At 61.6% G+C, this 24,685-nt stretch carries 22 protein-coding genes; 5 read left to right on the top strand and 17 right to left on the bottom strand.

The window, feature by feature from the left end:
• Nucleotides 1-197: 197 nt before the first annotated feature.
• Complete coding sequence (locus KGB25_RS14145) at nt 198-638, top strand: carboxymuconolactone decarboxylase family protein (RefSeq protein ID WP_223435355.1); 441 nt, start codon at nt 198-200, stop codon at nt 636-638.
• Here the strand turns inward: KGB25_RS14145 and KGB25_RS14150 are convergent, their stop codons facing one another.
• The 11 genes from KGB25_RS14150 to paaA all read right to left on the bottom strand — a co-directional run bounded on the left by KGB25_RS14150 (nt 639) and on the right by paaA (nt 14,014).
• Complete coding sequence (locus KGB25_RS14150) at nt 639-2,231, bottom strand: DHA2 family efflux MFS transporter permease subunit (protein ID WP_223435358.1); 1,593 nt, start codon at nt 2,229-2,231, stop codon at nt 639-641.
• Nucleotides 2,228-3,349 carry an HlyD family secretion protein gene (locus KGB25_RS14155; protein ID WP_223435359.1) on the bottom strand — a complete coding sequence of 374 codons (1,122 nt, stop codon included), beginning with the start codon at nt 3,347-3,349 and terminating at the stop codon, nt 2,228-2,230. The genes KGB25_RS14150 and KGB25_RS14155 overlap by 4 nt, the downstream gene beginning before the upstream one ends.
• A 1,437-nt stretch (nt 3,350-4,786) precedes the next feature.
• A complete protein-coding gene (gene paaZ / locus KGB25_RS14160) occupies nt 4,787-6,841 on the bottom strand; it encodes a phenylacetic acid degradation bifunctional protein PaaZ (RefSeq protein ID WP_223435364.1) in 2,055 nt (684 codons plus the stop codon).
• Between the two features lie 58 nt (nt 6,842-6,899).
• A complete protein-coding gene (locus KGB25_RS14165; RefSeq protein ID WP_008044140.1) occupies nt 6,900-8,153 on the bottom strand; it encodes an OprD family porin in 1,254 nt (417 codons plus the stop codon).
• Nucleotides 8,154-8,185: 32 nt separating this feature from the next.
• Nucleotides 8,186-9,832 (bottom strand): cation acetate symporter, encoded by a 1,647-nt coding sequence (locus KGB25_RS14170; RefSeq protein WP_008032374.1) that lies wholly within the window; start codon nt 9,830-9,832, stop codon nt 8,186-8,188.
• Nucleotides 9,829-10,137: a DUF485 domain-containing protein gene (locus tag KGB25_RS14175; RefSeq protein ID WP_008032377.1), complete on the bottom strand. Its 309-nt coding sequence runs from the start codon at nt 10,135-10,137 to the stop codon at nt 9,829-9,831. Before KGB25_RS14175 ends, KGB25_RS14170 begins: the two co-directional genes overlap by 4 nt.
• Nucleotides 10,138-10,314: 177 nt before the next feature.
• Complete coding sequence (gene paaE / locus KGB25_RS14180) at nt 10,315-11,391, bottom strand: 1,2-phenylacetyl-CoA epoxidase subunit PaaE (protein ID WP_008032379.1); 1,077 nt, start codon at nt 11,389-11,391, stop codon at nt 10,315-10,317.
• Between the two features lie 33 nt (nt 11,392-11,424).
• Nucleotides 11,425-11,958: a 1,2-phenylacetyl-CoA epoxidase subunit PaaD gene (gene paaD / locus KGB25_RS14185; protein WP_008032381.1), complete on the bottom strand. Its 534-nt coding sequence runs from the start codon at nt 11,956-11,958 to the stop codon at nt 11,425-11,427.
• On the bottom strand, nt 11,945-12,706 hold the full coding sequence (paaC, locus tag KGB25_RS14190; protein ID WP_008032384.1) for a 1,2-phenylacetyl-CoA epoxidase subunit PaaC: 762 nt from the start codon (nt 12,704-12,706) through the stop codon (nt 11,945-11,947). The genes paaD and paaC overlap by 14 nt, the downstream gene beginning before the upstream one ends.
• An 8-nt stretch (nt 12,707-12,714) precedes the next feature.
• Complete coding sequence (paaB, locus tag KGB25_RS14195; protein WP_007943393.1) at nt 12,715-12,996, bottom strand: 1,2-phenylacetyl-CoA epoxidase subunit PaaB; 282 nt, start codon at nt 12,994-12,996, stop codon at nt 12,715-12,717.
• Between the two features lie 28 nt (nt 12,997-13,024).
• Nucleotides 13,025-14,014, bottom strand: a complete 990-nt coding sequence (gene paaA, locus KGB25_RS14200) for a 1,2-phenylacetyl-CoA epoxidase subunit PaaA (protein WP_008032385.1) — start codon at nt 14,012-14,014, stop codon at nt 13,025-13,027.
• 221 nt (nt 14,015-14,235) lie between these two features.
• On the opposite strand from paaA, the gene KGB25_RS14205 reads away from it, so the two are divergent.
• The gene (locus tag KGB25_RS14205) at nt 14,236-14,772 is read left to right on the top strand and encodes a hypothetical protein (protein WP_223435367.1); all 537 of its coding nucleotides are present in this window, start codon (nt 14,236-14,238) and stop codon (nt 14,770-14,772) included.
• Nucleotides 14,773-15,382: 610 nt separating this feature from the next.
• On the opposite strand, the gene paaK is transcribed toward KGB25_RS14205, so the two are convergent.
• The 6 genes from paaK to paaF form a co-directional block, all read right to left on the bottom strand.
• Nucleotides 15,383-16,708 (bottom strand): phenylacetate--CoA ligase PaaK, encoded by a 1,326-nt coding sequence (paaK, locus tag KGB25_RS14210; RefSeq protein ID WP_008025272.1) that lies wholly within the window; start codon nt 16,706-16,708, stop codon nt 15,383-15,385.
• 99 nt (nt 16,709-16,807) lie between these two features.
• Nucleotides 16,808-18,019 (bottom strand): 3-oxoadipyl-CoA thiolase, encoded by a 1,212-nt coding sequence (gene pcaF, locus KGB25_RS14215; protein ID WP_192228902.1) that lies wholly within the window; start codon nt 18,017-18,019, stop codon nt 16,808-16,810.
• Entirely contained in the window at nt 18,012-18,461 is a 450-nt protein-coding gene (gene paaI / locus KGB25_RS14220; RefSeq protein WP_008025274.1) for a hydroxyphenylacetyl-CoA thioesterase PaaI, read from the bottom strand. Before paaI ends, pcaF begins: the two co-directional genes overlap by 8 nt.
• Entirely contained in the window at nt 18,454-19,971 is a 1,518-nt protein-coding gene (gene paaH / locus KGB25_RS14225) for a 3-hydroxyacyl-CoA dehydrogenase PaaH (protein ID WP_223435372.1), read from the bottom strand. The genes paaI and paaH overlap by 8 nt, the downstream gene beginning before the upstream one ends.
• Before the next feature lie 3 nt (nt 19,972-19,974).
• Nucleotides 19,975-20,766 carry a 2-(1,2-epoxy-1,2-dihydrophenyl)acetyl-CoA isomerase PaaG gene (gene paaG / locus KGB25_RS14230; protein WP_008038297.1) on the bottom strand — a complete coding sequence of 264 codons (792 nt, stop codon included), beginning with the start codon at nt 20,764-20,766 and terminating at the stop codon, nt 19,975-19,977.
• Between the two features lie 50 nt (nt 20,767-20,816).
• Nucleotides 20,817-21,590: a 2,3-dehydroadipyl-CoA hydratase PaaF gene (gene paaF, locus KGB25_RS14235; RefSeq protein WP_223435374.1), complete on the bottom strand. Its 774-nt coding sequence runs from the start codon at nt 21,588-21,590 to the stop codon at nt 20,817-20,819.
• A 360-nt stretch (nt 21,591-21,950) separates the two neighbouring features.
• Here paaF and paaY point away from each other — a divergent pair, with 360 nt between their 5' ends.
• The 3 genes from paaY to feaR all read left to right on the top strand — a co-directional run bounded on the left by paaY (nt 21,951) and on the right by feaR (nt 24,637).
• Nucleotides 21,951-22,547: a phenylacetic acid degradation protein PaaY gene (gene paaY, locus KGB25_RS14240; protein WP_192228906.1), complete on the top strand. Its 597-nt coding sequence runs from the start codon at nt 21,951-21,953 to the stop codon at nt 22,545-22,547.
• Between the two features lie 165 nt (nt 22,548-22,712).
• On the top strand, nt 22,713-23,636 hold the full coding sequence (paaX, locus tag KGB25_RS14245) for a phenylacetic acid degradation operon negative regulatory protein PaaX (protein ID WP_008025283.1): 924 nt from the start codon (nt 22,713-22,715) through the stop codon (nt 23,634-23,636).
• Nucleotides 23,637-23,722: 86 nt separating this feature from the next.
• Nucleotides 23,723-24,637: a transcriptional regulator FeaR gene (feaR, locus tag KGB25_RS14250; RefSeq protein WP_008038301.1), complete on the top strand. Its 915-nt coding sequence runs from the start codon at nt 23,723-23,725 to the stop codon at nt 24,635-24,637.
• The last annotated feature ends 48 nt before the right edge of the window (nt 24,638-24,685 follow it).

The following is a 24,685-nucleotide window of genomic DNA, read 5'->3' on the forward strand; positions in this document are numbered from 1 at the left end:
TCGCCCCCCTGTAGGAGCCGGCTTGCTGGCGATAGCATCACCTCACTCATCAATTTGCTCCGAGTTGCCCGCATCGCCAGCAAGCCGGCTCCTACAAGGGGGGCGGCGGTCTACTCGACTTCTGAGAAATTGGATATTCCAGCAGCCGGCCTGCGGGACTAACTTAGCTCCACCCCCACTTGCTCCTGGAGCCTGCCATGAAACCTCGTATCGATTTCTACACCGCGTCCCCTGATGCCCTCAAAGCCATGATCGCCCTGGAAACCGCCGTTTCGAAGCTGCCGCTGGAAAAGACCCTGATCGAACTGGTCAAGCTGCGTGCATCGCAAATCAACGGCTGCGCCTTCTGCATCGACATGCACACCGCCGATGCAATCAAGGGCGGCGAAACCCCGCGTCGCCTGTTTGCCGTGACCGCCTGGCGCGAGGCGCCGTTCTTCACCGACCGCGAACGTGCTGCGTTGCTCTGGACCGAGTCCCTGACCCAACTGAGCCTGACCCACGCTCCGGACGAAGATTACGACGTGGTCGCTGCGCAGTTCAGCCCCAAGGAAATGGTCGACCTGACCGTGGCGATTTCCACCATCAACAGCTGGAATCGTTTGGCCGTAGGCTTCCGTAAAACGCCTCAGGCCTGATCAGTGAGCGTCCGCTGACGGCGCGGCCGGTGGTTGCACCTTGCGCATCAAGGGCACCATCGCCGTGGCGATGATGAAGCAGACCATGATCATCAGAAACGCATCGCCGTAGGTTTGCGTCTGCGCTTCGCGGTAGGTCAGCAGCCATAACTGGTGCAGGCTGGCGGTGACGCCCACGTCACCGCTTTGGCCGAGCGTGGCGAAGTTGTTGCCGACTTGTGACAACCATTGATTCAGGGCTTCGTTGGTGCTGTTGAGGTTTTCCGCCAATCGTGTGAAGTGCAGGTTGGTGCGGTCATTGAGGATCGTCGCGCAGGCAGCGATGCCAATGGCTCCGCCCAGGTTTCGCATCAGGTTGAACAGCCCGGAAGCGTGTTTGAGTCGCGCCGGCGCCAGACCGCCGAGGGTCAAGGTGACCGCCGGTGGCACCGCCAATTGCTGGGCAATTCCGCGTAGCGCTTGCGGCAGCATCAATTCCTTGCCTCCCCAGTCATGGGTGATCGGGCTGAAATCCCACATCGACAAAGCGAATAACCCAAGGCCGGTCATCATGACCCAGCGCAGATCGATGCGGTTGGCCAGAAAGGCGTACAGCGGAATCGCCATGATCTGGAACACCCCGGTGGAGAAAACCGCCAGACCAATGTCCAGCGCGCCATAACCCCGCACCCGGCCGAGAAACAGCGGCGTCAGGTAAATCGTGGCAAACAGGCCGATCCCGGTGACAAACGAGAAGAAGCAGCCGAGGGCGAAGTTGCGGTCTTTGAGAGCGCGCAAATCGACGATCGGGTTGGCCACGTGCAAGGTCCGGCCGATGAACGCCAGGCCCGCCAGGCCGCTGATCCATGCGGTGGTCAGAATCGTGCGGTCACTGAACCAGTTCCAGCGCGGGCCTTCTTCGAGGGTGTATTCCAGGCAGCCGAGAAACAGTGCCAGAAACACCATGCTCAAATAGTCGGCGCCCTTGAGCAGCGACAGTTCCGGCTGATCGATTTTCACCAGCATCGGCACCGCTACCGCAACAAAAATCCCCGGCACCAGATTGATGTAGAACAGCCAGTGCCAGGAGGAAACGTCGGTGATCCAGCCACCAATCACCGGTCCCAGTGTCGGTGCCAAGGACGCCACTGCGCCGATGGTCGCGGCGGCGATCACCCGTTGTTTGCCGGTGAAGAAAAAGAACGCCGTGGTGAACACCAGCGGGATCATCGAGCCGCCAAGAAACCCTTGCAGGGCGCGGAAGGCGATCATGCTCTGAATGTTCCAGGCCGCGCCGCAGAGCAGGCTGGCCAGGGTGAAACCCACCGCGGATGCGCAGAACAGCCAGCGGGTCGAGAACACGCGGGAGAGCCAGCCGGACAGCGGAATCACGATGATTTCGGCGATCAGGTAGCTGGTCTGCACCCACGCCGTTTCGTCAGTGCCTGCCGAAAGTCCGCCACCGATATCGCGCAATGAAGCCGAAACGATCTGGATATCCAGCAGGGCAATGAACATGCCGATGCACATGGTGGCGAAGGCGAACACCTTGGTCGCCGTCGCCATGTTCGCGGCGTTGAACGGCTGCGCGGGGGCGGCGAGGGCGCGGTTCATGGCGCGCTGGCCACGGCAGGCGTTTCAGGCTCCTTGCGTGTGTCGACTTCAGCGGTCACCGACAGGCCCGGACGCAGATGCCCAAGCACGCCGTCGGCAGGATCGAGCACGATCCGCACTGGCACTCGCTGCACGATTTTGGTGAAGTTGCCGGTGGCGTTTTCCGGTGGCAACACGCTGAACTGCGAACCGCTGGCCGGCGCGAGGCTGTCGAGGTGCCCGTGGAATACCTGCCCCGAGAGCACGTCGGCGTGAATGATCACCGGTTGGCCCGGTGTCATGTGCGCCAGTTGGTCTTCCTTGAAGTTGGCATCGACCCACAGCCCGCTGGCCGGCACCACTGACAACTGCTGCGAACCGGCCTGCGCATACGCACCGACCCGAGCCCGGCGATTGCCGATCACGCCATCCATCGGTGCGCGCAACTCGGTGTAGCCGACGTTCAATTGCGCCAGGTCTCGTTCGGCCTTGGCCTGCATCAGCGCGGCACGTGCTTGCTGTTTCTGAGTGTCGATCACGTTCAATTGACGTTGCGCCGCCAGCAGTTCAGCCTGAGCCCGAGCACTCAGCGCCTGGGCGGTCTTGAAGGTGGCGTCGGCCCGTTGCGCACTTTCAACGGAGACAGCGTTGCTGCCGACCAGGCGTTTGTAGCGTGCATTGTCGTCCCGCGAGCGGGCCGTTTCAGCGCCGGTGGCATCGATTCCTGCGCGGGCCTGACCGATCACTGCGTGTTGCAGTTGTTCGGTGGCGTCGAGGTTGGCCAACAAGGCCTCTTGCGCGGCCACCGCGCCTTCGGCCTTGGCCAGGTTGGCGCGGTAGTCACGGGAATCGAGGCGGATCAACACATCGCCGGCCTTCACTTTCTGATTGTCGCTGACCAGCACTTCTTCGATGTAACCCGCGACCTTCGGCCCGATCACCGTCACGTCGCCGCCAATGTAGGCGTCGTCGGTTTCTTCGATGAAACGCCCGGCAGTCCACCAATGGGCGGCGTAAAAGCCTGCACATACCAGGGCCGCAATGGCCAGCGTCAGCAGGATCAGGCGCTTGAGCAGGGGAGGCTTGGGCGTGCTCACCGCAACGGCAACGTCGGGTTCAAGGCTGGGCATGCTGGTCATGGAGGATTACCTGTGGGAATCGGCGTTTAATTACGTGCGTAATATGACGCATGTAATATTTGGTCGCAATTAATTTCTGCTGCCGATCGTCAGGTGCTTATTTTCGCCAGTGGCCAGGGGTGATGCCGGTCATGTTCCTGAAGAAGGCAATAAACGCACAGTCACTGGCAAAAACCCAGTGCGAAGGCGCTGTAACAGGAACTCGCAGAAAGCCCCTTGCCGGCGATGAGGCCTTTGGACTTGCATCGATCATGCAGCCGCCATCGCCGGCAAGCCGGCTCCTACAGTGGATCGGTGTGAACGTTGAGACTGGCGTTCACACAAAACCCTTGTAGGAGCCGGCTTGCTGGCGATGGGGCCTTTGGACTTGCATCGATCATGCGGACGCCATCGCCGGCAAGCCAGCTCCTACAGTGGATCGATGTGAACGTTGAAACTGGCGTTCACACAAAACCCTTGTAGGAGCCGGCTTGCCGGCGATGAGGCCCTTGGACTTGCATCGATCATGCGGACGCCATCGCCGGCAAGCCAGCTCCTACAGTGGATCGGTGTGAACGTTGAAACTGGCGTTCACACAAAACCCTTGTAGGAGCCAGCTTGCCGGCGATGGGGCCTTGGGATGTGCATCAATCATGCGGACGACATCGCCGGCAAGCCGGCTCCTACAGTGGATCGGTGTGAACGTTGAAACTGGCGTTCACGCAAAACCCTTGTAGGAGCCGGCTTGCCGGCGATGAGGCCCTTGGATGTGCATCGATCATGCGACCGCCATCGCCGGCAAGCCAGCTCCTACAGTGGATCGATGTGAACGTTGAAACTGGCGTTCACACAAAACCCTTGTAGGAGCCAGCTTGCCGGCGATGAGGCCCTTGGATGTGCATCGATCATGCGACCGTCATCGCCAGCAAGCCAGCTCCTACAGTGGATCGGTGTGAACGTTGAGGCTGGCGTTCACACAAAACCCTTGTAGGAGCCGGCTTGCCGGCGATGAGGCCCTTGGATTTGCATCGATCCTCAGGCCGTCATCGCCGGCAAGCCAGCTCCTACAGTGGATCGGTGTGAACGTTGAAACTGGCGTTCACGCAAAACCCTTGTAGGAGCCGGCTTGCCGGCGATGGGGCCTTTGGATTTGCATCGATCATGCGGATGTCATCGCCGGCAAGCCAGCTCCTACAGTGGATCGGTGTGAACGTTGAGGCTGGCGTTCACGCAAAACCCTTGTAGGAGCCGGCTTGCTGGCGATGGGGCCTTTGGATTTGCATCGATCATGCGGACGTCATCGCCGGCAAGCCAGCTCCTACAGTGGATCGGTGTGAACGTTGAAACTGGCGTTCACACAAACCCCCTGTAGGAGCCAGCTTGCTGGCGATGGGGCCTTTGGACTTGCATCGATCATGCGGCCGTCATCGCCGGCAAGCCGGCTCCTACAGGACTGCGTTAATCCTCGCGTTTGACGACCAAGGTGAGGATGTCGTAACTGGCGACCAGTTCACCCAGCTGGTTGGTGACTTCCACGTCCCACGCCACCACGCCCTGCGGAATGCCTTGCGGGCTCTTTTTGCCTTGATCGATTTTGCGTTTGCAGGTCAGGCGCGCCTGGATGGTGTCGCCGATGCCCACCGGGTTGATGAAGCGCAACGTATCCAGGCCGTAGTTGGCCAGCACCGGGCCCGGTGCCGGGGAGACGAACAGACCGGCCGCCGCCGACAGCACGAAGTAACCGTGGGCGATGCGTTTGCCGAACTGCGATTCCTTGGCGGCGATCTCGTCGAAGTGCATGTAGAAGTGATCGCCGGACAGGCAACCGAAGTTCACCAGATCGGCCTCGGTCACGGTGCGACGGTGGGTCAGCAGCGACTCGCCGATCTGCAGGTCCTGGAAGAACCGGCGGAACGGATGCACCTCGGTCTCGATGACCTTGGCGCCGCGCACGTATTCACCGGTGACGGCGGCGAGCATGGTCGGCGAGCCTTGCACGGCGGCGCGTTGCAGGTAGTGTTTTACCGCGCGCAGACCACCGAGCTCTTCACCGCCACCGGCACGACCCGGTCCGCCATGCTTGAGTTGTGGCAGGGGCGAGCCGTGGCCGGTGGATTCTGCGGCGGATTCGCGGTCCAGCACCAGCAAGCGACCGTGCCAGGCTGCCGCGACAGGAATGGCTTTGGCGGCGATCTGCGGATCCTTGGTGATCAGACTCGCCACCAGGCTGCCTTTGCCGCGCGCGGCCAGGACCAGTGCTTCGTCGAGGTCGTCGTAGGCCATCAGCGTGCTGACCGGGCCGAACGCTTCGATGTCGTGCGCGCCGCCTTCAGCGTGCGGGTCGCGGGCCTGCAACAGGGTCGGCGCGAAGAACGCACCCTGGCTGACGTTTTCGCCACGCGGTTCAAAACCGTCGCGAGCGCCGAACAGCAGGTCGCTGCTTTGCAACAGGCTTTCCAGACGCTCGGCGACGTCCTTTTGCTGATCGTGAGAGGCCAGTGCACCCATGCGCACGCCTTCCACCGACGGGTCGCCGACCACGACTTTCTTCAGGCGGTCGCGCAAACGGGTCGCGACGGCATCGATGTGTTTGGCCGGCACGATAGCGCGGCGGATGGCGGTGCATTTCTGCCCGGCCTTGGTGGTCATTTCCCGTGCGACTTCCTTGATGAACAGCTCGAACTCTTCGTCGTCCGGGGTCACGTCCGGGGCGAGGATCGCGCAGTTCAGCGAGTCAGCTTCGGCGTTAAACGGCACCGAGTTGCGGATCAGGTTCGGATTGACCCGCAACTTCGCGGCAGTGTCGGCGGAACCGGTGAACGTCACCACGTCCTGGCCTTGCAGACGGTCGAGCAAGTCACCGGTGCTGCCGATGATCAGTTGCAGGCTGCCCGCCGGCAGCAAGCCGGATTCGTCCATCAGCCGCACCACGGCTTCGGTCAGGTAGCTGGTGGCGCTGGCCGGTTTGACGATGCACGGCATGCCGGCGAGAAAGCTCGGCGCGAACTTTTCCAGCATGCCCCAGATCGGGAAGTTGAACGCATTGATGTGCACCGCCAGACCACCGCGCGGCACCAGAATGTGCGTGCCGGCGAAGGTGCCGAGCTTGCTCAGCTGCATCGCCGGGCCTTCGTGGACGATGTTGCCCGACGGCAGTTCCCGCGAGCCGAGGCTGGCGTAGGTGAACAGCGTGCTGTTGCCGCCCTCGATATCGATCCAGCTGTCGGCGCGGGTGGCGCCGCTGTGGTGGGAGATCGCGTAAAGCTGTTCCTTGCGCTCGCTCAGGTACAAGGCCAGTGCCTTGAGACGTTGCGCCCGTTGCTGGAAGTCCAGCGCCATCAAGCCGCTGATGCCTTGGCGACGACCGTGCTCGACGGCTTCGGCGAAGTCCGGACGTTCCTCGTGGGTGCGTGCAATCTCGTGGCCGTCGATGGCGCTGCGCAGCACCTGGGCACCGTGTTGGCCGATCCAGCGACCGGCGATGAAACTTTGCAGGGTAGGGGCGTGAGACATCACGATTCCTCCAGGTTGTGAAAGGTGTTGGCGCGGCGGTAACCGCGCCCTTCAGGGATTACCAAAGCGCCACGGTGTAACCGACGATCAGCCGGTTTTCATCGAGGGCGGTGTTCAGGCCATTGCCGGAGCGGAAGGTCACGTTGCGCCAGCGCAGGCTGACGTCCTTGAACACGCCGCTCTGGATGACGTAACTGATGTCGGTGTCGCGCTCGCGCTCACGGCCGTTGTCGACGGTGCCGGCCTTGACGTGGCGACCGTCGGTGTAGCGGGTCATGAAGGTCAGGCCGGGAATGCCTTGCGCCGCGAAGTCGTAGTCGTAACGCAACTGCCAGGAGTCCTCGTCGGCGCGGGTGTAGGTGTTGAAGGTCACCAGGTTGACCACGTACGGATCGCCGCCGTTGAGGAACGGAAAGGCACTGTCGCCGGACAACTGCTGGTACGTGGCGCTGACCTTGTGGGCACCGTGGGACACGGTGAACATGCTGTTGAAGTTGCGGTTGTCGATCCGTCCGGCGCGTTCGGCGCCGTCGCCTCGGCTGTCGAAATAGCGCAAGTCGCTGCGCAGATTGAAACCGTTGCCCAGCGGCTGGGTATGCACCAACCCGACAAACTGCTGGCGATAAATCTGATCGAGCTTGCCGTAGTAGTAGCTCAGGTTCAGTTGTGGACTGAACGCGTAGCTGCCGCCGGCAAAGTCGAAGTGATCACTGCTGGCGGCGGCGTAACCGATGTCATCGTTGCTGGAGGAATCCCGCAGGTTGGCCTTGGTCAGGCGCCCGGTATTCAGCGTCAGGCCATTGATTTCCTGGCTGGTCAGCAAGCCACCTTCGAACGTCGAACCGAGCAGGCGGGTGTCGTTGTAAGTCGCCACCGGCAGCAAGGGTTGCAGGGTGCCGAGCTTCAACACGCTTTTCGATACCCGCAGCTTGCCGGTCAGCCCCAGCTCGCTGAACTCGTCCGCCGGCTCATGGCTTTTCGGACCGAAAGGCAGCAGCCCGGTGCCACGGCGATCCGGGCTGGAGTCGAGTTTCAATCCCAGCTCCCCCAACGCATCGAGACCGAAGCCTAAAGTGCCGTCGGTGAACCCGGACTCGATGCGTGCAGTGAAACCCTGCGCCCATTCTTCAGCCTTGGATTGCGCCGCGTTGTCCTGACGGAAATCGCGATTGATGTAGTGGTTGCGCATTTCAATGCGGGCCTTGCTGTCGTCGATGAAGTCGGCCATGGCGCTGGGGGCGACCATGGGCAGGCTCAATACGGCGGCCAGCGAAAACAGTGATTCGTAGGGTGCAGAACGTGCGGGCTTCATTGTTTTTATTCCCTGCCATCAGTCGGTCGTGATTAGTGCTTGCTGGCGCCGGAGGCACCGATGCCGGTCATCGAACGGATGAACTGCGCCAGGTAGCGGCCGCGCTCAAGGGCCGCTCGCGGCGAGGTGTCGGTGACCGAAAACAGCCAGGCACTGAAAAACGCGAGGCTCATGGAAAACAGCGCCGGGTTGGAGTACGGGAACAGCGCCTTGTCGTGATGCAACACGTTGACCCACACCGCCGGGCTCAGCACCAGCAGGACAATCGCCGAGACCAGCCCCGTCAGGCTGCCGGTGACCGCGCCGCGAGTGGTCAGGCCTTTCCAGTACATCGAAAGGAACAGCACCGGGAAATTCACCGACGCGGCGATGGCCAGCACCAGGCCGGAAAGGAACGCAATGTTCTGCGATTCGAACAGCAGGCCGAGGATGATCGCCAGCACGCCGATGCACAGCGTGGCTATGCGCGAGACGCGGATTTCCTGCTGCTCGGTGGCCTGGCCCTTGCGCATCACGCAGGCATACAAATCGTGGGACACCGCCGAGGCGCCGGACAACGCCAACCCTGCAACCACCGCCAGAATGGTGGCGAACGCGACTGCCGAGATGAAGCCGAGGAACAGGTTGCCGCCCACGGCTTGTGCCAGGTGCACGGCGATCATGTTGCCGCCGCCGATGATCGCGCCGCTGGCATCGCGGAACGCAGGATCGGTGCCGACCATGACGATGGCGCCGAAGCCGACGATGATCAGCAGCAAGTAGAAGTAGCCGATGAAACCGGTGGCGTAGAACACGCTTTTACGCGCTTCCTTGGCATCGCTGACGGTGAAGAAACGCATCAGGATATGCGGCAGGCCGGCGGTGCCGAACATCATGCCCAGCCCTAGCGAGATCGCATCGATCGGGTTCGACAGCAAGCCACCGGGCGCCATGATCGCGCTGCCCTTGGCGTGCACGGCAGTGGCGCCGGCGAACATCGCTTCGGTGCTGAAACCGAAATGCTTGAGCACCATGAACGCCATGAACGTGGTGCCGAACAGCAGCATCACCGCTTTGATGATCTGCACCCACGTGGTGGCGAGCATGCCGCCGAAGGTCACGTAGAACACCATCAACACACCGACCAGCATCACCGCGTAGAGGTAGTCGATGCCGAACAGCAACTCGATCAATTTACCGGCACCGACCATCTGCGCCACCAGGTACATCAACGCGACAGTCAGGGTGCCGAAGGCCGAGGTCAGGCGCACCGGGGTTTGTTCCAGGCGATAAGAAACCACGTCGGCGAACGTATATTTACCGAGGTTGCGCAGGCGCTCAGCGATCAGGAACAGGATGATCGGCCAGCCCGCCAACACGCCCAGGGCGTAGAGCAAGCCGTCGTAGCCATTGAGAAACATCATCGCCGAGATGCCGAGGAAGGACGCCGCCGAGATCATGTCGCCGGCAATCGCCAGGCCGTTCTGGAAGCCAGTCATGCCACCGCCTGCGGTGTAGAAGTCGCTGGCGGAGCGGGTACGCAATGCGGCCCAGCGCGTGACGCCGAGGGTGAACAGCACGAACACCAGGAACATGCCGATGGCGTTCCAGTTCAATGGGCGGGACGCGCCGTCGGCGGCGACCGCGAAGTCGGTGACTGCTGCCAGCGGCAACAGGAACAACGCCAGGAGACGGCTCATCGGGCGCACTCCTGTTTCAGCTTTTCGTTGAGCGGATCAATCACGTTGTTGGCGCGATAGACGTAGAAACCGGTCAGCGCGAAGGCCAATACCACAATCACCACACCGACCAGCATGCCCACCGAGGTCACGCCGCCGCTCAAGGATTGGCCGAGGGTGGCGGGGGAGAACGCCACCAGCAACACGAAGCCGAAATAGATCACCAGCATGATCAGCGACAGCGACCAGTACAGGTTTTGTTTGCGACGAACCAGCTGGATGAAATCGGGGTGCTGGCGGATGAGTTCTACGTCTGTGGGTGTCATGGCACGCTCTCTGTTGTTGTTTTTGTTGTGGGGTGAAGCAGGTTCTCGGGGGCGCCCCGGTCCCTGTAGGAGCGAGGCTTGCCCGCGAAGAGGCCGGCAGATTCAACATTGATGTCGTCTGATGGTCAGTCTTCGCGGGCAAGCCTCGCTCCTACAGGTTCCGTGTTTGCCGGATAATCAGAGTTGGTCGAAATCCAGGATGACTTTGTCGCTGACCGGATACGCCTGGCACGACAGCACGTAACCGGCAGCCACTTCGTAGTCTTCCAGGGCGTGGTTGCTGTCCATTTCCACTTCGCCTTCGATGACCTTGCATTTGCACGTCGAGCACACGCCGGCCTTGCACGAGTAAGGCAATTCGGCGCCCTGGGCGTTGCCGGCATCGAGGATGCTCTGGCTGTTGCGCGGCAGGTCGAAGGCCAGCGCGCGGCCGTCGCTGATGACGGTGATCTGGCTGACCGCCGCATCCACCTGGCGCGCTGCCTCGCGGGCCTCGCGTTTTTGCTGGCTGCCAGCGGCGGCGAACAGTTCGAAATGGATGCGCTCCGGTGCCATGCCTTTGGCCTTGAGGCTGTCGCGCACGGTTTCGGTCATCTCCTGCGGGCCACAGATGAATGCCGCATCGAGGGCTTTGACATCGAGCCAGCGGGAGAACAGTTGCTCGCATTTCTCGGCGTTGATCCGGCCGTTGTACAGGTCGACATCCTGCTGCTCGCGGCTGAACACGAAGATCAGGTTCAGACGCTGCAAGTAGCGGTTTTTCAAATCTTCGAGCTGTTCACGGAACAGCGCGCCGGAACTTGAACGGTTGCCATAAAGCAGCGTGACGCGGCTGTGCGGTTCGGTTTGCAGGGTGGTCTTGATGATCGACAGGATCGGCGTGATGCCGCTGCCCGCCGCCACGGCCAGGTAATGACCGTGGCGTTGTGGGTCGAGCTCGACGCAGAAGTGCCCGGCCGGCGGCATCACTTCCAGGCTATGCCCGGCCTTGAGCTGCTCATTGGCGAATGCGGAGAAACGCCCGCCGGCCACACGCTTGATCGCGACGCGCAGTTCGCCGTCATTGACGCCGGTGCAGATCGAATACGAACGACGCACTTCTTCGCCATCCATCTGTGTGCGCATCACCAGGTGCTGGCCCTGGGTGAAGTGAAAACTGTCTTGCAGGTGCTGCGGAATATCGAAGGCGATGGACACCGCGTCACGGGTTTCGGCGCGCACGTCCTTGATGGTCAGGCTGTGAAATTTGCTCATTATTGTTCTCCAGCTGGGACGGCCGATCGCCGCTCAGATGCACTTGAAATAGTCGAACGGCTCGCGGCAATCGACGCAGCGGTACAACGCCTTGCACGCGGTGGAACCGAACTCGCTGAGCACTTCGGTGTGCGCACTGCCGCATTGCGGGCAGACGATCACCGGGCTTTCGCCGAGCAGGCTGCGTTTGCTGGTGCTGCCGTCGGGCGGTGCGATGCCATAAGCGCGCAGGCGTTCGCGGCCGATGTCGGTGATCCAGTCGGTGGTCCACGCCGGGGTCAATTTGCGTTCCAGTTGCGGTGCCCTGAAGCCGGCAAGCTCCAGCGCATCGCGGATGTCGCTTTCAATCACCTCGGTGGCGGGGCAGCCGGAGTAGGTCGGCGTGACCACCACGTGCAAGTGGCCGGCTTGCCAGTCGAGATCGCGCACGATGCCGAGGTCGACCACGCTGACCACCGGCACTTCCGGGTCCATGACCTGCGCCAGGGTCGCCCACGCGGCGGCCAAGTCGGTCGGTTGGGCCGGCCGGGCGCCGAGGTCGCTGGCGATCAGCTCACCAGGTTGCATCGGGGTACGCTCGTGGCAGGAATTGCATCTCCGCCAACAGGATGCCGAGGTGTTCGGTGTGCAGACCCTTGCGCGCATTCAGGTAGAAATAGCTCGGCGCGGCAGGCACGGGCAGGGTGGCGCTGGCGAAAATCTCGTTGACCCTGGCTTGCCACGCGGCGGCGACGGTGGCGATGTCCGGGGTGATGCCGGCTTCGCACAGACGCTGTTCGCTGTCATCGGCGGCGATCAGTTCCACGGTAAAGCGCCAGACCTCAGGGATCGCTGCGAGCATGCGCTTGTGGCTTTCCTCGGTGCCGTCGCCCAGACGCTCGACCCACTCGCTGGAGCGGCGCAGGTGATAGGTGACTTCCTTTACGGCTTTGGCAGCGATCCCGGCGATGCGCTCATCGCTGGACTGGCTCAGACCTTTAAGCACTTCCAGGTGCCAGGCGTCATACAGGAACTGCTTGAGGATGGTCACCGCGTAATCGCCGTTGGGTTGTTCCACCAGCAGCAGGTTGCGATAGGCGCGCTCATCGCGACGGAACGCCAGGTGATCGGCATCGCGATCGTCGCCCAGCAGTTCAGCGGCGTATTCCAGCCAGTTGCGCGCCTGGCCGACGAGGTCGAGGCCGACGTTCATCAGCGCCAGTTCTTCTTCCAGCGCAGGCGCCTTGCCGCACCATTGGCACAGGCGCTGGCCCTGGATCAGGGCGCTGTCGCCGAGGCGCAGCAGGTATTCGATCAGATCGGTGTTGTTATTCATGGTCGACCTCACATGTGCCCGACTTCGGCCGGCAGCTCGTAGAAGCTGGCATGGCGATAAACCTTGTCGTCCGACGGGTCGAACAGCGGGTCTTTTTCATCCGGCGACGAGGCGGTGATCAGTGCCGACGGCACGACCCACAGGCTCACGCCTTCGCTGCGACGGGTGTACAACTCACGCGCGTTCTCGATGGCCATGGTGGTGTCGGCGGCATGCACGCTGCCGACGTGCTTGTGGTTGAGGCCGTGCTTGCTGCGCACGAAGACTTCGAAAAGGGTCCATTCGGACATGGCGGTGTCTCCAGATCAGGTGGCCGAATCAGGCGGCGTTCTTGTTTTGTTTTTTGCGGGCGTGGGCAACTGCGGCTTCGCGGACCCAGGCGCCGTCTTCAATGGCTTTGCGGCGAGTGGCGACGCGTTCCTGGTTGCACGGGCCGTTGCCCTTGAGCACTTCGTAGAACTCGCTCCACTGGATTTCACCGAAGTCGTAATGGCCGCGTTCGGCGTTCCACTTCAGGTCCGGATCGGGGCAGGTGCAACCGAGCAATTCGAGTTGCGGGATGGTCTGGTCGATGAAGCGCTGGCGTAGTTCGTCGTTGCTCTGGCGTTTGATTTTCCAGGCCATGGACTGGGCGCTGTTCGGCGAGTGCTCGTCGCTCGGGCCGAACATCATCAGCGACGGCCACCACAGGCGGTTGATCGCGTCCTGGACCATGTCTTTTTGCGCCTGATTGCCGTGGCGCATCATGGTCAGAAGGATTTCGTAGCCTTGGCGCTGGTGGAAACTTTCTTCTTTGCAGATGCGCACCATGGCCCGGGAGTAGGGACCGTATGAGGTGCGTTGCAACACCACCTGATTGACGATCGCGGCGCCGTCAACCAGCCAGCCCACTGCGCCCATGTCGGCCCAGTTCAGGGTTGGGTAGTTGAAGATGCTCGAGTACTTGGCCTTGCCGCTGTGCAGCTTGGCGATTTCTTCGTCGCGGTCGGCGCCGAGGGTTTCCATGGCGCTGTACAGGTACAGGCCGTGGCCGGCTTCGTCCTGAATCTTGGCCATCAATTGCAGTTTGCGTTTGAGCGATGGTGCGCGGGTGACCCAGTTGCCTTCGGGCAGCATGCCGACGATTTCCGAGTGGGCGTGCTGCGAGATCTGCCGGATCAGGGTCTGGCGATAGGCATCAGGCATCCAGTTTTTCGCTTCGATCTTGATTTCTGAATCGATTTTTTCCTGGAAGGCGCGTTCCTGTTCGGACATTTCCGACAGGTCCTTGATGCGCTTAACGCCGGTTTCTACGAGCTGTGCGTACATTGGGGGGTCTCCCGCCTTGAATCTGATCGAGGGCATGGAGAACTTTATAAGCGATACAGAATTTAATATCAAACACAAAATATCGTGTCGTATGTTTTTTTGTATCGCTTTCGACGTACGGAGCAAGTCCGGTTTCTGGACAGTCTGATGGCGCCTTAGTAGCATCCGCCGCTTACCGACTGGGCGACTCGCCGTCGGTGACGGAATTTCAAGGAGTGGGCATGCAGGATTTCACCTTCGGTAAGGTCAGGATTCATTTTCACATCGAGCATGGGGTGGTGATCAGCAATACGCCGAGCCGTCGTGTGGTATGGATCAGAACGAAGGGAGGCGATGAGCTCCGTCTGGAATATGCTTTTGAAGATTTCCATTTACGCAAAGGTCATAAGGTTTACGTGATCTACGCCGGAAGTTCACACAAGGAAGACATGTACCCCGTGCTTCTGCGCAATCACAATCTTTCCCTCAGTTTCGACTTGGAATCGAGTGATTTTCTCTACCAGGAATTGATCCCGACTATGCGCGCCAACGGGTGGATTTTGGCGGTTCTGTTGATCCCGTGGCCCTTCATCTTTTTGCTGTCCGGCCAGTGGTGGGGAGGGATCGTGCTGCCGATGATCTATTTAATGACAGTGGGAAAGTTCGACGACAAGCGCAAAGCACGACTGGTGCCTGAGCTGGATAACCACATCTACATGCTGGACAGGCGCGCCACTGCCAGACGCGTCGTCACAAGAGCGCTCTCGCGTAATCTCTGACTCGTTCGTTGTGGTTCACATGACCCTGTAGGAGCTGGCTTGTCGGGTCGCCGCATCGCAGCGATGGTCGTCAACGATTACGCGTGCTGTCTGAATGAACGCGTCGTCCGGACGCTTTTCGCCGGCAAGCCGGCTCCTACAGGGAATCCCATACGCTTTTGATTTCCACCACTCATCAGGCCGAGCGTTAGCTCGCCTTCAGCTCTTGATCTGAGCGCCCCCTCGAGAGGCCGAGCGCAGGTTCTGCGCAGTGGGCAACCCGGCATGGATGCCGGGTTAGCCGCCCCCGGCCATGGATGGCCGATGGCGGCGGGCCCACGGAGCAGGACCGGAGCGAGGCACCGAACGACAGGGGCAAGAGCGCTTGGTTACTTGGCGCTTCTCCAAGTGACTCGCCGTAAGGGCGAAACCATTAGCGGCCGTTACCGCAGGAATGGATATGTACACCCTCATATAGCCATCGCCGGCAAGCCGGCTCCTACAAGGACCGTGTACATCCGCGAGAATCGGGCTGCCTATAAAGCCTTCGCGAGCAGGCTCGCTCCCACAGGATTCGTGCGCGCACACCAAAAAAAAGCCCCGCAAAAGCGGGGCTTAAAGGGTGCAGCAGTCATGCTTTCGGGCGTTTGTCCATTACGTGACAAGCCTTGCCCTCAGAGCGCTTGATCGAATGCAGAGGCTGCAAAACAATCCGCGAACTGATCCCGATATACGTCTTGATGTGCTTGCTCAACTCGCCACAAACAGCCCTCTGCTGCTCATCGCTCAAATGCTGGTGCTCAGCCTTCAACTCGACATGCACATCCACGCTGTCCAGGTTCCCGTTGCGATACAGATGAATCTCATAACACTCTGAAAGCTGTTTGATTTTCAGCACCTGCTCCTCGATCTGCGTCGGAAACACGTTAACCCCGCGAATGATCAACATGTCATCGCTACGCCCGGTGATCTTGTCGATCCGCCGCATCGGCCGCGCAGTGCCCGGCAGCAGGCGCGTCAGGTCGCGGGTGCGGTAGCGGATCATCGGCAAGGCTTCCTTGCTCAGGGACGTGAACACCAGTTCGCCCATCTGCCCGTCCGGCAGCACTTCACCGGTGACCGGGTCGATGATTTCCGGGTAGAAGTGGTCTTCCCAGATCGTCGGCCCGTCCTTGGTTTCGGCGCATTCCATGGCGACGCCCGGCCCCATGATTTCCGAGAGTCCGTAGATGTCCAGTGCGGTGATGCCCAAACGGTTCTCGATGGCGCTGCGCAGTTCGCCGGTCCACGGCTCGGCACCGAAGATGCCCAGGCGCAGGGCCAGTTTGTGCGGGTCGATGCCCTGGCGCTCGATTTCATCGGCGATGTTGAGCATGTACGACGGCGTGACCATGATGATGTCCGGCTGGAAATCCTTGATCAGTTGCACTTGCTTTTCAGTCTGGCCGCCGGACATCGGAATCACCGTGCAACCCAGGCGTTCGGCGCCGTAGTGCGCGCCGAGACCGCCGGTGAACAGGCCGTAGCCATAGGAAATGTGCACTTTGTCGCCACGTCGGCCACCGGCTGCGCGGATCGAGCGCGCGACCACGTTGGCCCAGGTGTCGATGTCGTTCTGCGTGTAACCGACGACGGTCGGTTTGCCAGTGGTGCCGCTGGATGCGTGCAGGCGCACCACGTCCTGCATCGGCACGGCAAACATGCCATAGGGGTAGTTGTCGCGCAGGTCGGATTTGGTGGTGAACGGAAACTTCGCCAGGTCTTCCAGGGACTTGATGTCATCCGGGTGCACGCCCAGTGCATCGAAACGCTGACGGTACAGCGGCACGTTTTTGTAGGCGTGGTTGAGGCTCCAGCGCAGGCGTTCCAGCTGGTGCTGACGGAGTTCGTCAATGCTGGCGGTTTCCAGCGGGTCCAGCACGGGATCAAGCACGGCTTTGGCAATTGGCATGTTCATAACTTCACTCGAATTATTTTTGTGTTTCAGCCCGGCCGCAGCCGGGCTTTGAGTGCATGCCCCAAGGATACCTCTAGGCTCCCCGGGAATCGCGATTCTTTAGTCGGACAAGCGCTCAATGATCAGCGCAATGCCCTGGCCGACGCCGATGCACATGGTGCACAACGCGTAGCGGCCCTGACGTTCTTCCAGTTCGTGCAGGGCGGTGGTCACCAGCCGTGCACCGCTCATGCCCAATGGGTGGCCGAGGGCGATGGCGCCGCCATTCGGGTTGACCCGCGGGTCGGTGTCGCTCAAACCCAGTTCACGCAACACCGCCAGGCCTTGCGCGGCGAAGGCTTCATTGAGTTCGATCACGTCCATGTCGGCGAGGCTCAGGTTGGCCAGTTCCAGCACTTTGCGCGTCGCTGGCACCGGGCCGATGCCCATGATGCGCGGCTCGACGCCGGCAGTGGCCATGGCCACAACCCGGCCGCGAGCCTTCAGGCCGTGGCGTTTGGCGACCGCCGGACTGGCCAGCAACAGCGCGCAAGCGCCGTCATTGACCCCGGAGGCATTGCCGGCGGTGACGCTGCCACCTTCGCGAAACGGCGTGCCGAGTTTCTGCAACTGCTCAAGCGTGGTGTCGCCGCGTGGGTGTTCGTCATGCTCGACGACTTTGGCCGGGCCTTTGCGCTGCGGGATTTCCACCGCGACGATTTCCTTGGCCAGACGCCCACTGGCCTGGGCCGCGCCGGCACGTTGCTGGCTGCGCAGGGCAAAGGCATCCTGGTCGGCGCGGGAGATGTTGAACTGCTCGGCGACGTTCTCGGCGGTTTCCGGCATCGAGTCGATGCCGTAGGTTTTTTTCATCAGCGGATTGACGAAGCGCCAGCCGATGGTGGTGTCGTAGACCTGCGCATCCCGGGAGAAGGCCTGTTCGGCCTTGCCCATGACCAACGGCGCGCGGGACATCGATTCGACGCCGCCGACCAGCATCAGCCCGGCTTCGCCGCAACGAATCGCCCGCGCTGCGGTGCCGATGGCATCCAGCCCGGAACCGCACAAGCGGTTGAGCGTGGTGCCCGGCACGCTGACCGGCAACCCGGCCAACAGCGCCGACATGCGCGCGACGTTGCGGTTGTCTTCGCCGGCCTGGTTGGCGCAGCCGTAGATCACATCATCCACGGCATTCCAGTTGACCTGCGGGTGGCGGCGCAGCAGTTCGCGCAACGGCACTGCACCGAGGTCGTCGGCGCGTACGCTGCTCAAGGCACCGGCGTAGCGGCCGATCGGGGTCCGCACGGCGTCGATGATCAAGGCGTCATTCATTCGGGGTCTCCTGCGCGAGCACAGCGCCGCGCACTTTGTAGGATTTGCCATGGAACAGCGCGATCAGCTGGCCCAGTTGGTTTTCAATCCGCACGTCGTAGTTGCCGGTGCGACCGGAGCGGCTCTGCTCGGTGCAATCGGCGGTCAAGGTGTCGCCCAGGCGTGCCGGGGCGATGTAGTCGATGCTGCAACCGATGGCCACGGTGGCTTCGTTGTAGCTGTTGCAGGCAAAGGCAAACGCCGAGTCGGCGAGGGCGAACAGGTAACCGCCGTGGCAAGTGCCGTGGCCCTGAATCATGTCGGCGCGCACGCTCATGCCGACGCGGGCGCAGCCCGGTGCCGCCGAGAGCAGACGCATGCCCATGGCCTGGCTCGCGGCGTCGCGCTTGAACATCGTTTGTGCGCAGTTGCTGGCCAGGTTCATTGCTTCGTGATTAGTCATGGAACGTCCTCCCTTCAGCGACGCGGCGGCGCAACAGCAGCGACGGTCGATAGCGTTGTTCGCCGTAGCTCGTTTGCAGGTTTTCCAGCACGTTGAGGATGTGCGCAAGGCCAATGGCGTCGGCCCAGGCCAGCGGGCCTTGCGGGTAATTGACCCCGGCGCGCATCGCCAGATCGATGTCGGCGGCCGAGGCCACGCCTTGCAGCACGGCGTCGGCGGCTTCGTTGGCGAGCATCGCCACCGTGCGCAACACCGCGAGTGCGGGGCTGTCGCTGAGTTGGCTGACGGTGAATCCAGCGCGTTGCAGCAGTGCGACGCCGTGTTCGAGTGCCGAAGGGGTGATGTCTGCCGAGCAACTGATGGCGATGCGGCTGGCCTTGCCGTAGTCGAAGGCCAGGTCCAGCAGGATCAGATTGCGCAGCCCGTCTTCTTTCGCCCGCTGACAGGCCATGCGCCCGTCGCTAAGCGCCAGCACGGCATCGCCGACTTTCAACAGGCCTTGGCCATCGCGCTGAATGACGTTGATCTGATGTTCGCGCAGGCGCGCAATCAACGCGTTGGCGATGCCGAGATCACCTTCCACGACGCAGGTTTCAACCGGGTGATCGCTGCTGATAGAGGTCGGCTGTGGTCGCGAGGCATCCTCGCCATAACGGTAGAAACCATGGCCGCTTTTGCGACCCAGGCGCCCGGCGTCGACCAATTCCTTCTGAATCAGCGAAGGCAGAAAACGTGTGTCACCGTAATAGGCATCAAACACCGAACAGGTCACGGCATAGTTGACGTCATGGCCGATCAGGTCGGTCAGTTCGAAGGCGCCCATCGCAAAACCACCGGCCTCGCGCATCAGCGCATCCAGCGTCGGGCAATCCGCCGCGCCTTCCTGCAGCAGGCGCAGGCTTTCGGCGTAGAACGGACGGGCGACGCGGTTGACGATAAAGCCTGGCGTAGAGCGGGTGTGTACGGGTTTTTTGCCCCAGGCTTTGGCGGTGTCGTACAGGCACTCGGCCAATGCCGGATCGCTGGCCAGCCCGGAAACGATTTCCACCAGCGCCATGACCGGCGCCGGGTTGAAGAAGTGCAAGCCGAGCAAGCGTTGCGGATGGTTCAGCTGCGCGGCGATGCTGGTGATCGACAGCGACGAGGTGTTGCTCGCCAGAATGCAGTGCTCACCACAGATGCCTTCCAGCTGGCGGAAGAGCGCGCGTTTGACCTCAAGGTTTTCGACGATGGCTTCGATGATCAACTCGCACTCGGCCAGCGCTTCGATGGCTTCCACGGCGTGCAGGCGCGCAATCGTTGCGCTGCGCGACTCGGCGGACAGTTTGCCGTTCTCGACCCGTTTGCCCAGTTGTCGATCAATGCCTTCAATGGCCTGGGCCGCAGCGCCGGGGCGATTGTCCAGCAGCAACACCGGATGACCGGCCTGCGCCGCGACCTGGGCAATGCCTGCGCCCATGGCCCCGGCGCCGATCACCGCGATGCGCGCGTTAGTGTTCAGTGCGGTCATGACTCAGCGCCCCTTGAAGCTTGGGCTGCGTTTTTCCATGAAAGCGCTGACGCCTTCACGGTAATCCTCGCTGCGCCCGGCCAGGCGTTGCAGGTCTTTTTCCAGCTCCAGTTGTTCGTCGAAGGTGTTGCTCAGGCTGGCGTTGAGGCTGCGCTTGATCAGCGCCAGGCCGTACGTCGGTTGCGTGGCCAGATGGCGGGCGAGGGTCAGGGCTTCATTGCGCAATTCGGCGTCATCCACCACGCGGTAGATCAGCCCCCATTGCTCGGCTTGCTCGGCGCTCAGGCGATTACCGAGCAAGGCCAGCGCCTTGGCGCGGGCCATGCCGACCAGGCGCGGCAAGGTCCAGGTGCCGCCGGAATCCGGGATCAAACCGATCTTGCAGAAGGCCTGGATGAAGCTCGCCGAACGCGCTGCCAATACCAGGTCGCAAGCCAGTGGAATGTTGGCGCCAGCGCCGGCCGCCACGCCGTTGACCGCGCAGATCACCGGCAGCGGCAGGTCGCGCAATTGGCGGATCAGCGGGTTGTAGAACTTCTCGATGGACTCACCCAGATCCGGCACGGCGCTGCCCGGCGCGACATTGCGGTCGCTGAGGTCTTGCCCGGCGCAGAAACCGCGACCTTCACCGGTCAGCAGCAGTACGCGCACGTCCGGGTTCTGCCGAACCTGCTTGAGCGCTTCCTTCACTTCGCCGTGCATCTGCGTGTTGAAGCTGTTGAGTTGGTCCGGGCGATTGAGGCTCAGCAGGGCAACGCCGGCCTCGATGGAAAACAGGATGTGTTCGAAGTTCATGGTCTTGGCGTTCTCTGGGAGGTCGTTCGAATTCGTTATCGATGGCCGGATTACTGGCCAGTGAAGGTCGGCGTGCGCTTTTGCTGAAAGGCCGCTATGCCTTCGTCGCGGTCGCGGGTGCCGGCCAGCACGGTGAAGGCGTGGCGCTCGAAACGCAGGCCGCTGGCGAGGTCGGTGTCCATCGCCTTGAGCAGCGCTTCCTTGGCCAGGCGCACCGCCAGCGGTGCTTTCGTGGCAATGCTGCGGGCGATCTGCAGTGCACGCTCGACGGTGAATTCCGGTTGGGTGACTTCGCTGACCAGCCCGGCGCGCTGGGCCTGGCGGGCGTCGATCGGCTCACCGGTCAGGACCATCTGCATGGCCATGGATTTGCCGACGGCGCGCAGCAAACGTTGAGTGCCGCCGGCACCGGGCATGATCCCGAGGTTGATTTCCGGCTGGCCGAAACGTGCGTCCTCGCCGGCGATGATGATGTCGGCGTGCATCGCCAGTTCGCAGCCACCGCCGAGGGCGAAGCCGTTGACGGCGGCGATCAGCGGTTTGTTGAAGCGGGTGATGGTTTGCCACGACGCCTGGCGCGGGTCGTCGAGGATGCCGACCAGATTGCGCTCGGCCATTTCCTTGATGTCGGCACCGGCCGCGAAGGCTTTGCGGCTACCGGTCAGGACCACGACGCGAGTCTCGGCATCGGCTTGCGCGGCCGTCAGTTCGTCCGCCAGTTCACCCAGCAATTGGGTGGTCAGGGCATTCAGCGCTTGCGGACGCTGCAAGGTAATCAGGCGGACGCCCGGTTCGAGGAATTCGACAGCAAGGGTTAGAGGCATGGCGGATGCCCTCACGGTGCACGCTCGGCTGTAATGCCGGCTCATTATTGGATCGGCGCGTAGGCCGGTTTTGCCGGAGTATACCTATAACGTGATACGTAAATGCAATACAAAAATAGATTTAATGTGTCCTATCGTCGGGTTTGTGGTTTTATGGTTGTGGTTTGAATGGCTTTGATCAAGCGCTGGATGCGCCTGTTTTATTGGTTTTAGCCGGGGTTTTGTCGTCTAAATAGACGCGGCGGGCCAGTGGCTTTGTAAGTGATACGGTTTTTGTGCTTTGTTAATGTAAAAGTGATGTGATACAAAATGAGTCTACATCGGCATCGCTTTGTGAATGCTCTAATAAGGAAACGCCCCATGACTTGCTACAGCCTCGATGGCCTGACTCCGGTGGTTGACCCCAGCGCTTACGTTCATCCGTCCGCCGTGCTGATCGGCGACGTGATCATCGGTCCCCATTGCTACGTCGGTCCGCTGGCGAGTCTGCGTGGTGACTTCGGCCGGATCGTGCTGGAGGAGGGCGCCAATCTGCAGGACACCTGCGTGATGCACGGTTTCCCGGACAGCGACACCGTGGTCGAGCGCAACGGCCACATCGGCCATGGCGCGGTGTTGCACGGCTGCCGGATTGGTGCCGACGCGTTGGTGGGGATGAATGCGGTGGTGATGGATAATGCGCGCATCGGTGCTCGCTCATTCGTCTCGGCGGCGGCCTTCGTCAAGGCCGGTTTCGAAGGCCCCGAGCAGTCGCTGATCATGGGCGCGCCGGCCAGCGTCAAGCGCAGCCTCAGCGATGAAGAGGTGTCGTGGAAGCAGGCGGGCACTCGCGAGTATCAGCAACTGGCCAAGCGTTGCCTTGAGCAGATGCAAGTCTGCGAGCCGCTGACCGAACCGGAGCCCGACCGCCCGCGTATCAGCGACAGCGGCCTGCGGCCAAAAGGCAGTTCTTCATGAACACGCAACCCCCTGTAGGAGCCAGCTTGCTGGCGATGGCGGTATATCAGAAACATTAATGTCGACTGATACTCCGCCATCGCCAGCAAGCTGGCTCCTACAGGATTTGCAATTAACCGGCGGACATTCGGTATATTCCTTTTCTTTTTTCAGCTCGGTACGCCCATGTCGTCCCTGACACCCTTGAACCATCTGATTACCCGCTTCCAGGAGCAGACGCCGATCCGCGCCAGTTCCTTGATCATCACGCTGTACGGGGATGCCATCGAACCCCACGGCGGCACGGTGTGGCTGGGCAGCCTGATTCAGTTGCTCGAGCCCATCGGCATCAATGAACGGCTGATCCGCACCTCGATTTTTCGCCTGACCAAGGAAGGCTGGCTGACCGCCGAAAAAGTCGGGCGTCGCAGCTACTACAGCCTGACCGGCGCCGGCCGTCGGCGTTTCGACAAAGCTTTCAAGCGGGTCTACAGCTCCACCGTTCCGGCCTGGGACGGTTCGTGGTGCCTGGTGATGCTCACGCAACTGACCCAGGACAAGCGCAAACAAGTGCGCGAAGAACTGGAGTGGCAAGGTTTTGGTGCGATCTCGCCCGCCGTGCTGGCCTGCCCGCGCAGTGATCGGGCCGACGTCAACGCGACCTTGCTCGACCTGGGTGCCCAGGAAGACACCATCGTCTTCGAAACCACCGCACAAGACGTGCTTGCCTCAAAGGCCCTGCGTTTGCAGGTGCGCGAGAGCTGGAACATCGAGGAGCTGGCGGCCCATTACAGCGAGTTCATCCAACTGTTCCGACCGCTCTGGCAAGCGCTTCGCGAGCAGGAAAACCTGCAACCGTCGGACTGCTTCCTGGCACGGGTCCTGCTTATTCACGAGTACCGCAAACTGCTGCTGCGTGACCCGCAATTGCCGGACGAGTTGTTGCCCGGCGATTGGGAAGGACGCGCCGCCCGCCAGTTGTGCCGCAACATTTACCGGCTGATCTACGCCAAGGCCGAAGAGTGGTTGAACACTGCACTGGAAACCGCCGATGGTCCGTTGCCGGACGTGGGCGAAAGCTTTTATCGGCGCTTTGGCGGGCTTAAATAACCCGTCTGTTTGCGTAGGAGCGGCACTGTTCAGGAGAACCCGTGGATTGGCGTAGATAATAAAAACAAGCCTGCGTGAGGCCCGACATGATTTCTTCAATTGCACAGCGCCGTGATGGCTTCGATCAGTGGATTCATCAGATCAACCAGATCTGTGGCGCCTTCAATGCGCAACCTCTGGGTGATGAGTTTGCCGGACAGATCCGCGAGCACCAGGACGGCGCGCTGAAGCTCAGTTTTGTCGATGCCCGCCAGGCACGGCTGTACCGCACGCCTCACGAAGTGGCGGCGGGCGAGGACGGTAAATACTTTGCGGTGTTTCAGCTCGATGGCAGCGCCGGCATGGCTCAGGGCGACAGCAAGGTGTTGCTGTCGGCCGGGGATATCACGCTGATCGACGCCTCGCGCCCCAGCGACTTTACCTACAGTGAAAACTCCCGGCAGCTGTCATTGATTCTGCCGTCGCAACTGGTCGAGCAAACCCTGCGCTTCAATCCGGTCCAGTGCGGTCACCGGATCGCCGCGACATCCCCCATCGCGATGCTCTCGCACCGCCTGATTCTGGACGCCACGCACCAGCAATGCCTGAGTCGGGCAGAAAGCGAAGCGACGCTGGAGGCGATTGTCAGCCTGCTGCGCCCGGCCATCAGCCACAGCGAAGCATGCGCGGACGTGCATGAGCGCCTCTTTCGCAAGACCCTGGGCTTCATCGATGAGCACATCCGCTCGGAAGACCTCTGCCCCGAATGGCTGGCGCGCGAGGTGGGAATGTCGACGCGTGGTTTGTACCGGATGTTTGCCAAGAAGGGATTGGTGGTGGCGCGGTACATCAAGAATCGGCGGCTGGATTTGTGCGCGGAGTCCCTGCGCCAAACGCGTACCGAGCAGAAGTTGTCGGTGCTGGGGTATTCGTGGGGCTTTTCTGATTCGAGCTACTTCTCCACCGCGTTCAAATCGCGCTTCGGCATTTCGCCCGGTGAGTACCGCAAAAAACACGCCTGACCGAATTGCTTTTGTAGGAGCCCGGCTTGCCGGCGATGGCGGCTATGA

The organism is Pseudomonas sp. BF-RE-21, assembly GCF_019947305.1.
GTDB lineage: Bacteria > Pseudomonadota > Gammaproteobacteria > Pseudomonadales > Pseudomonadaceae > Aquipseudomonas > Aquipseudomonas migulae.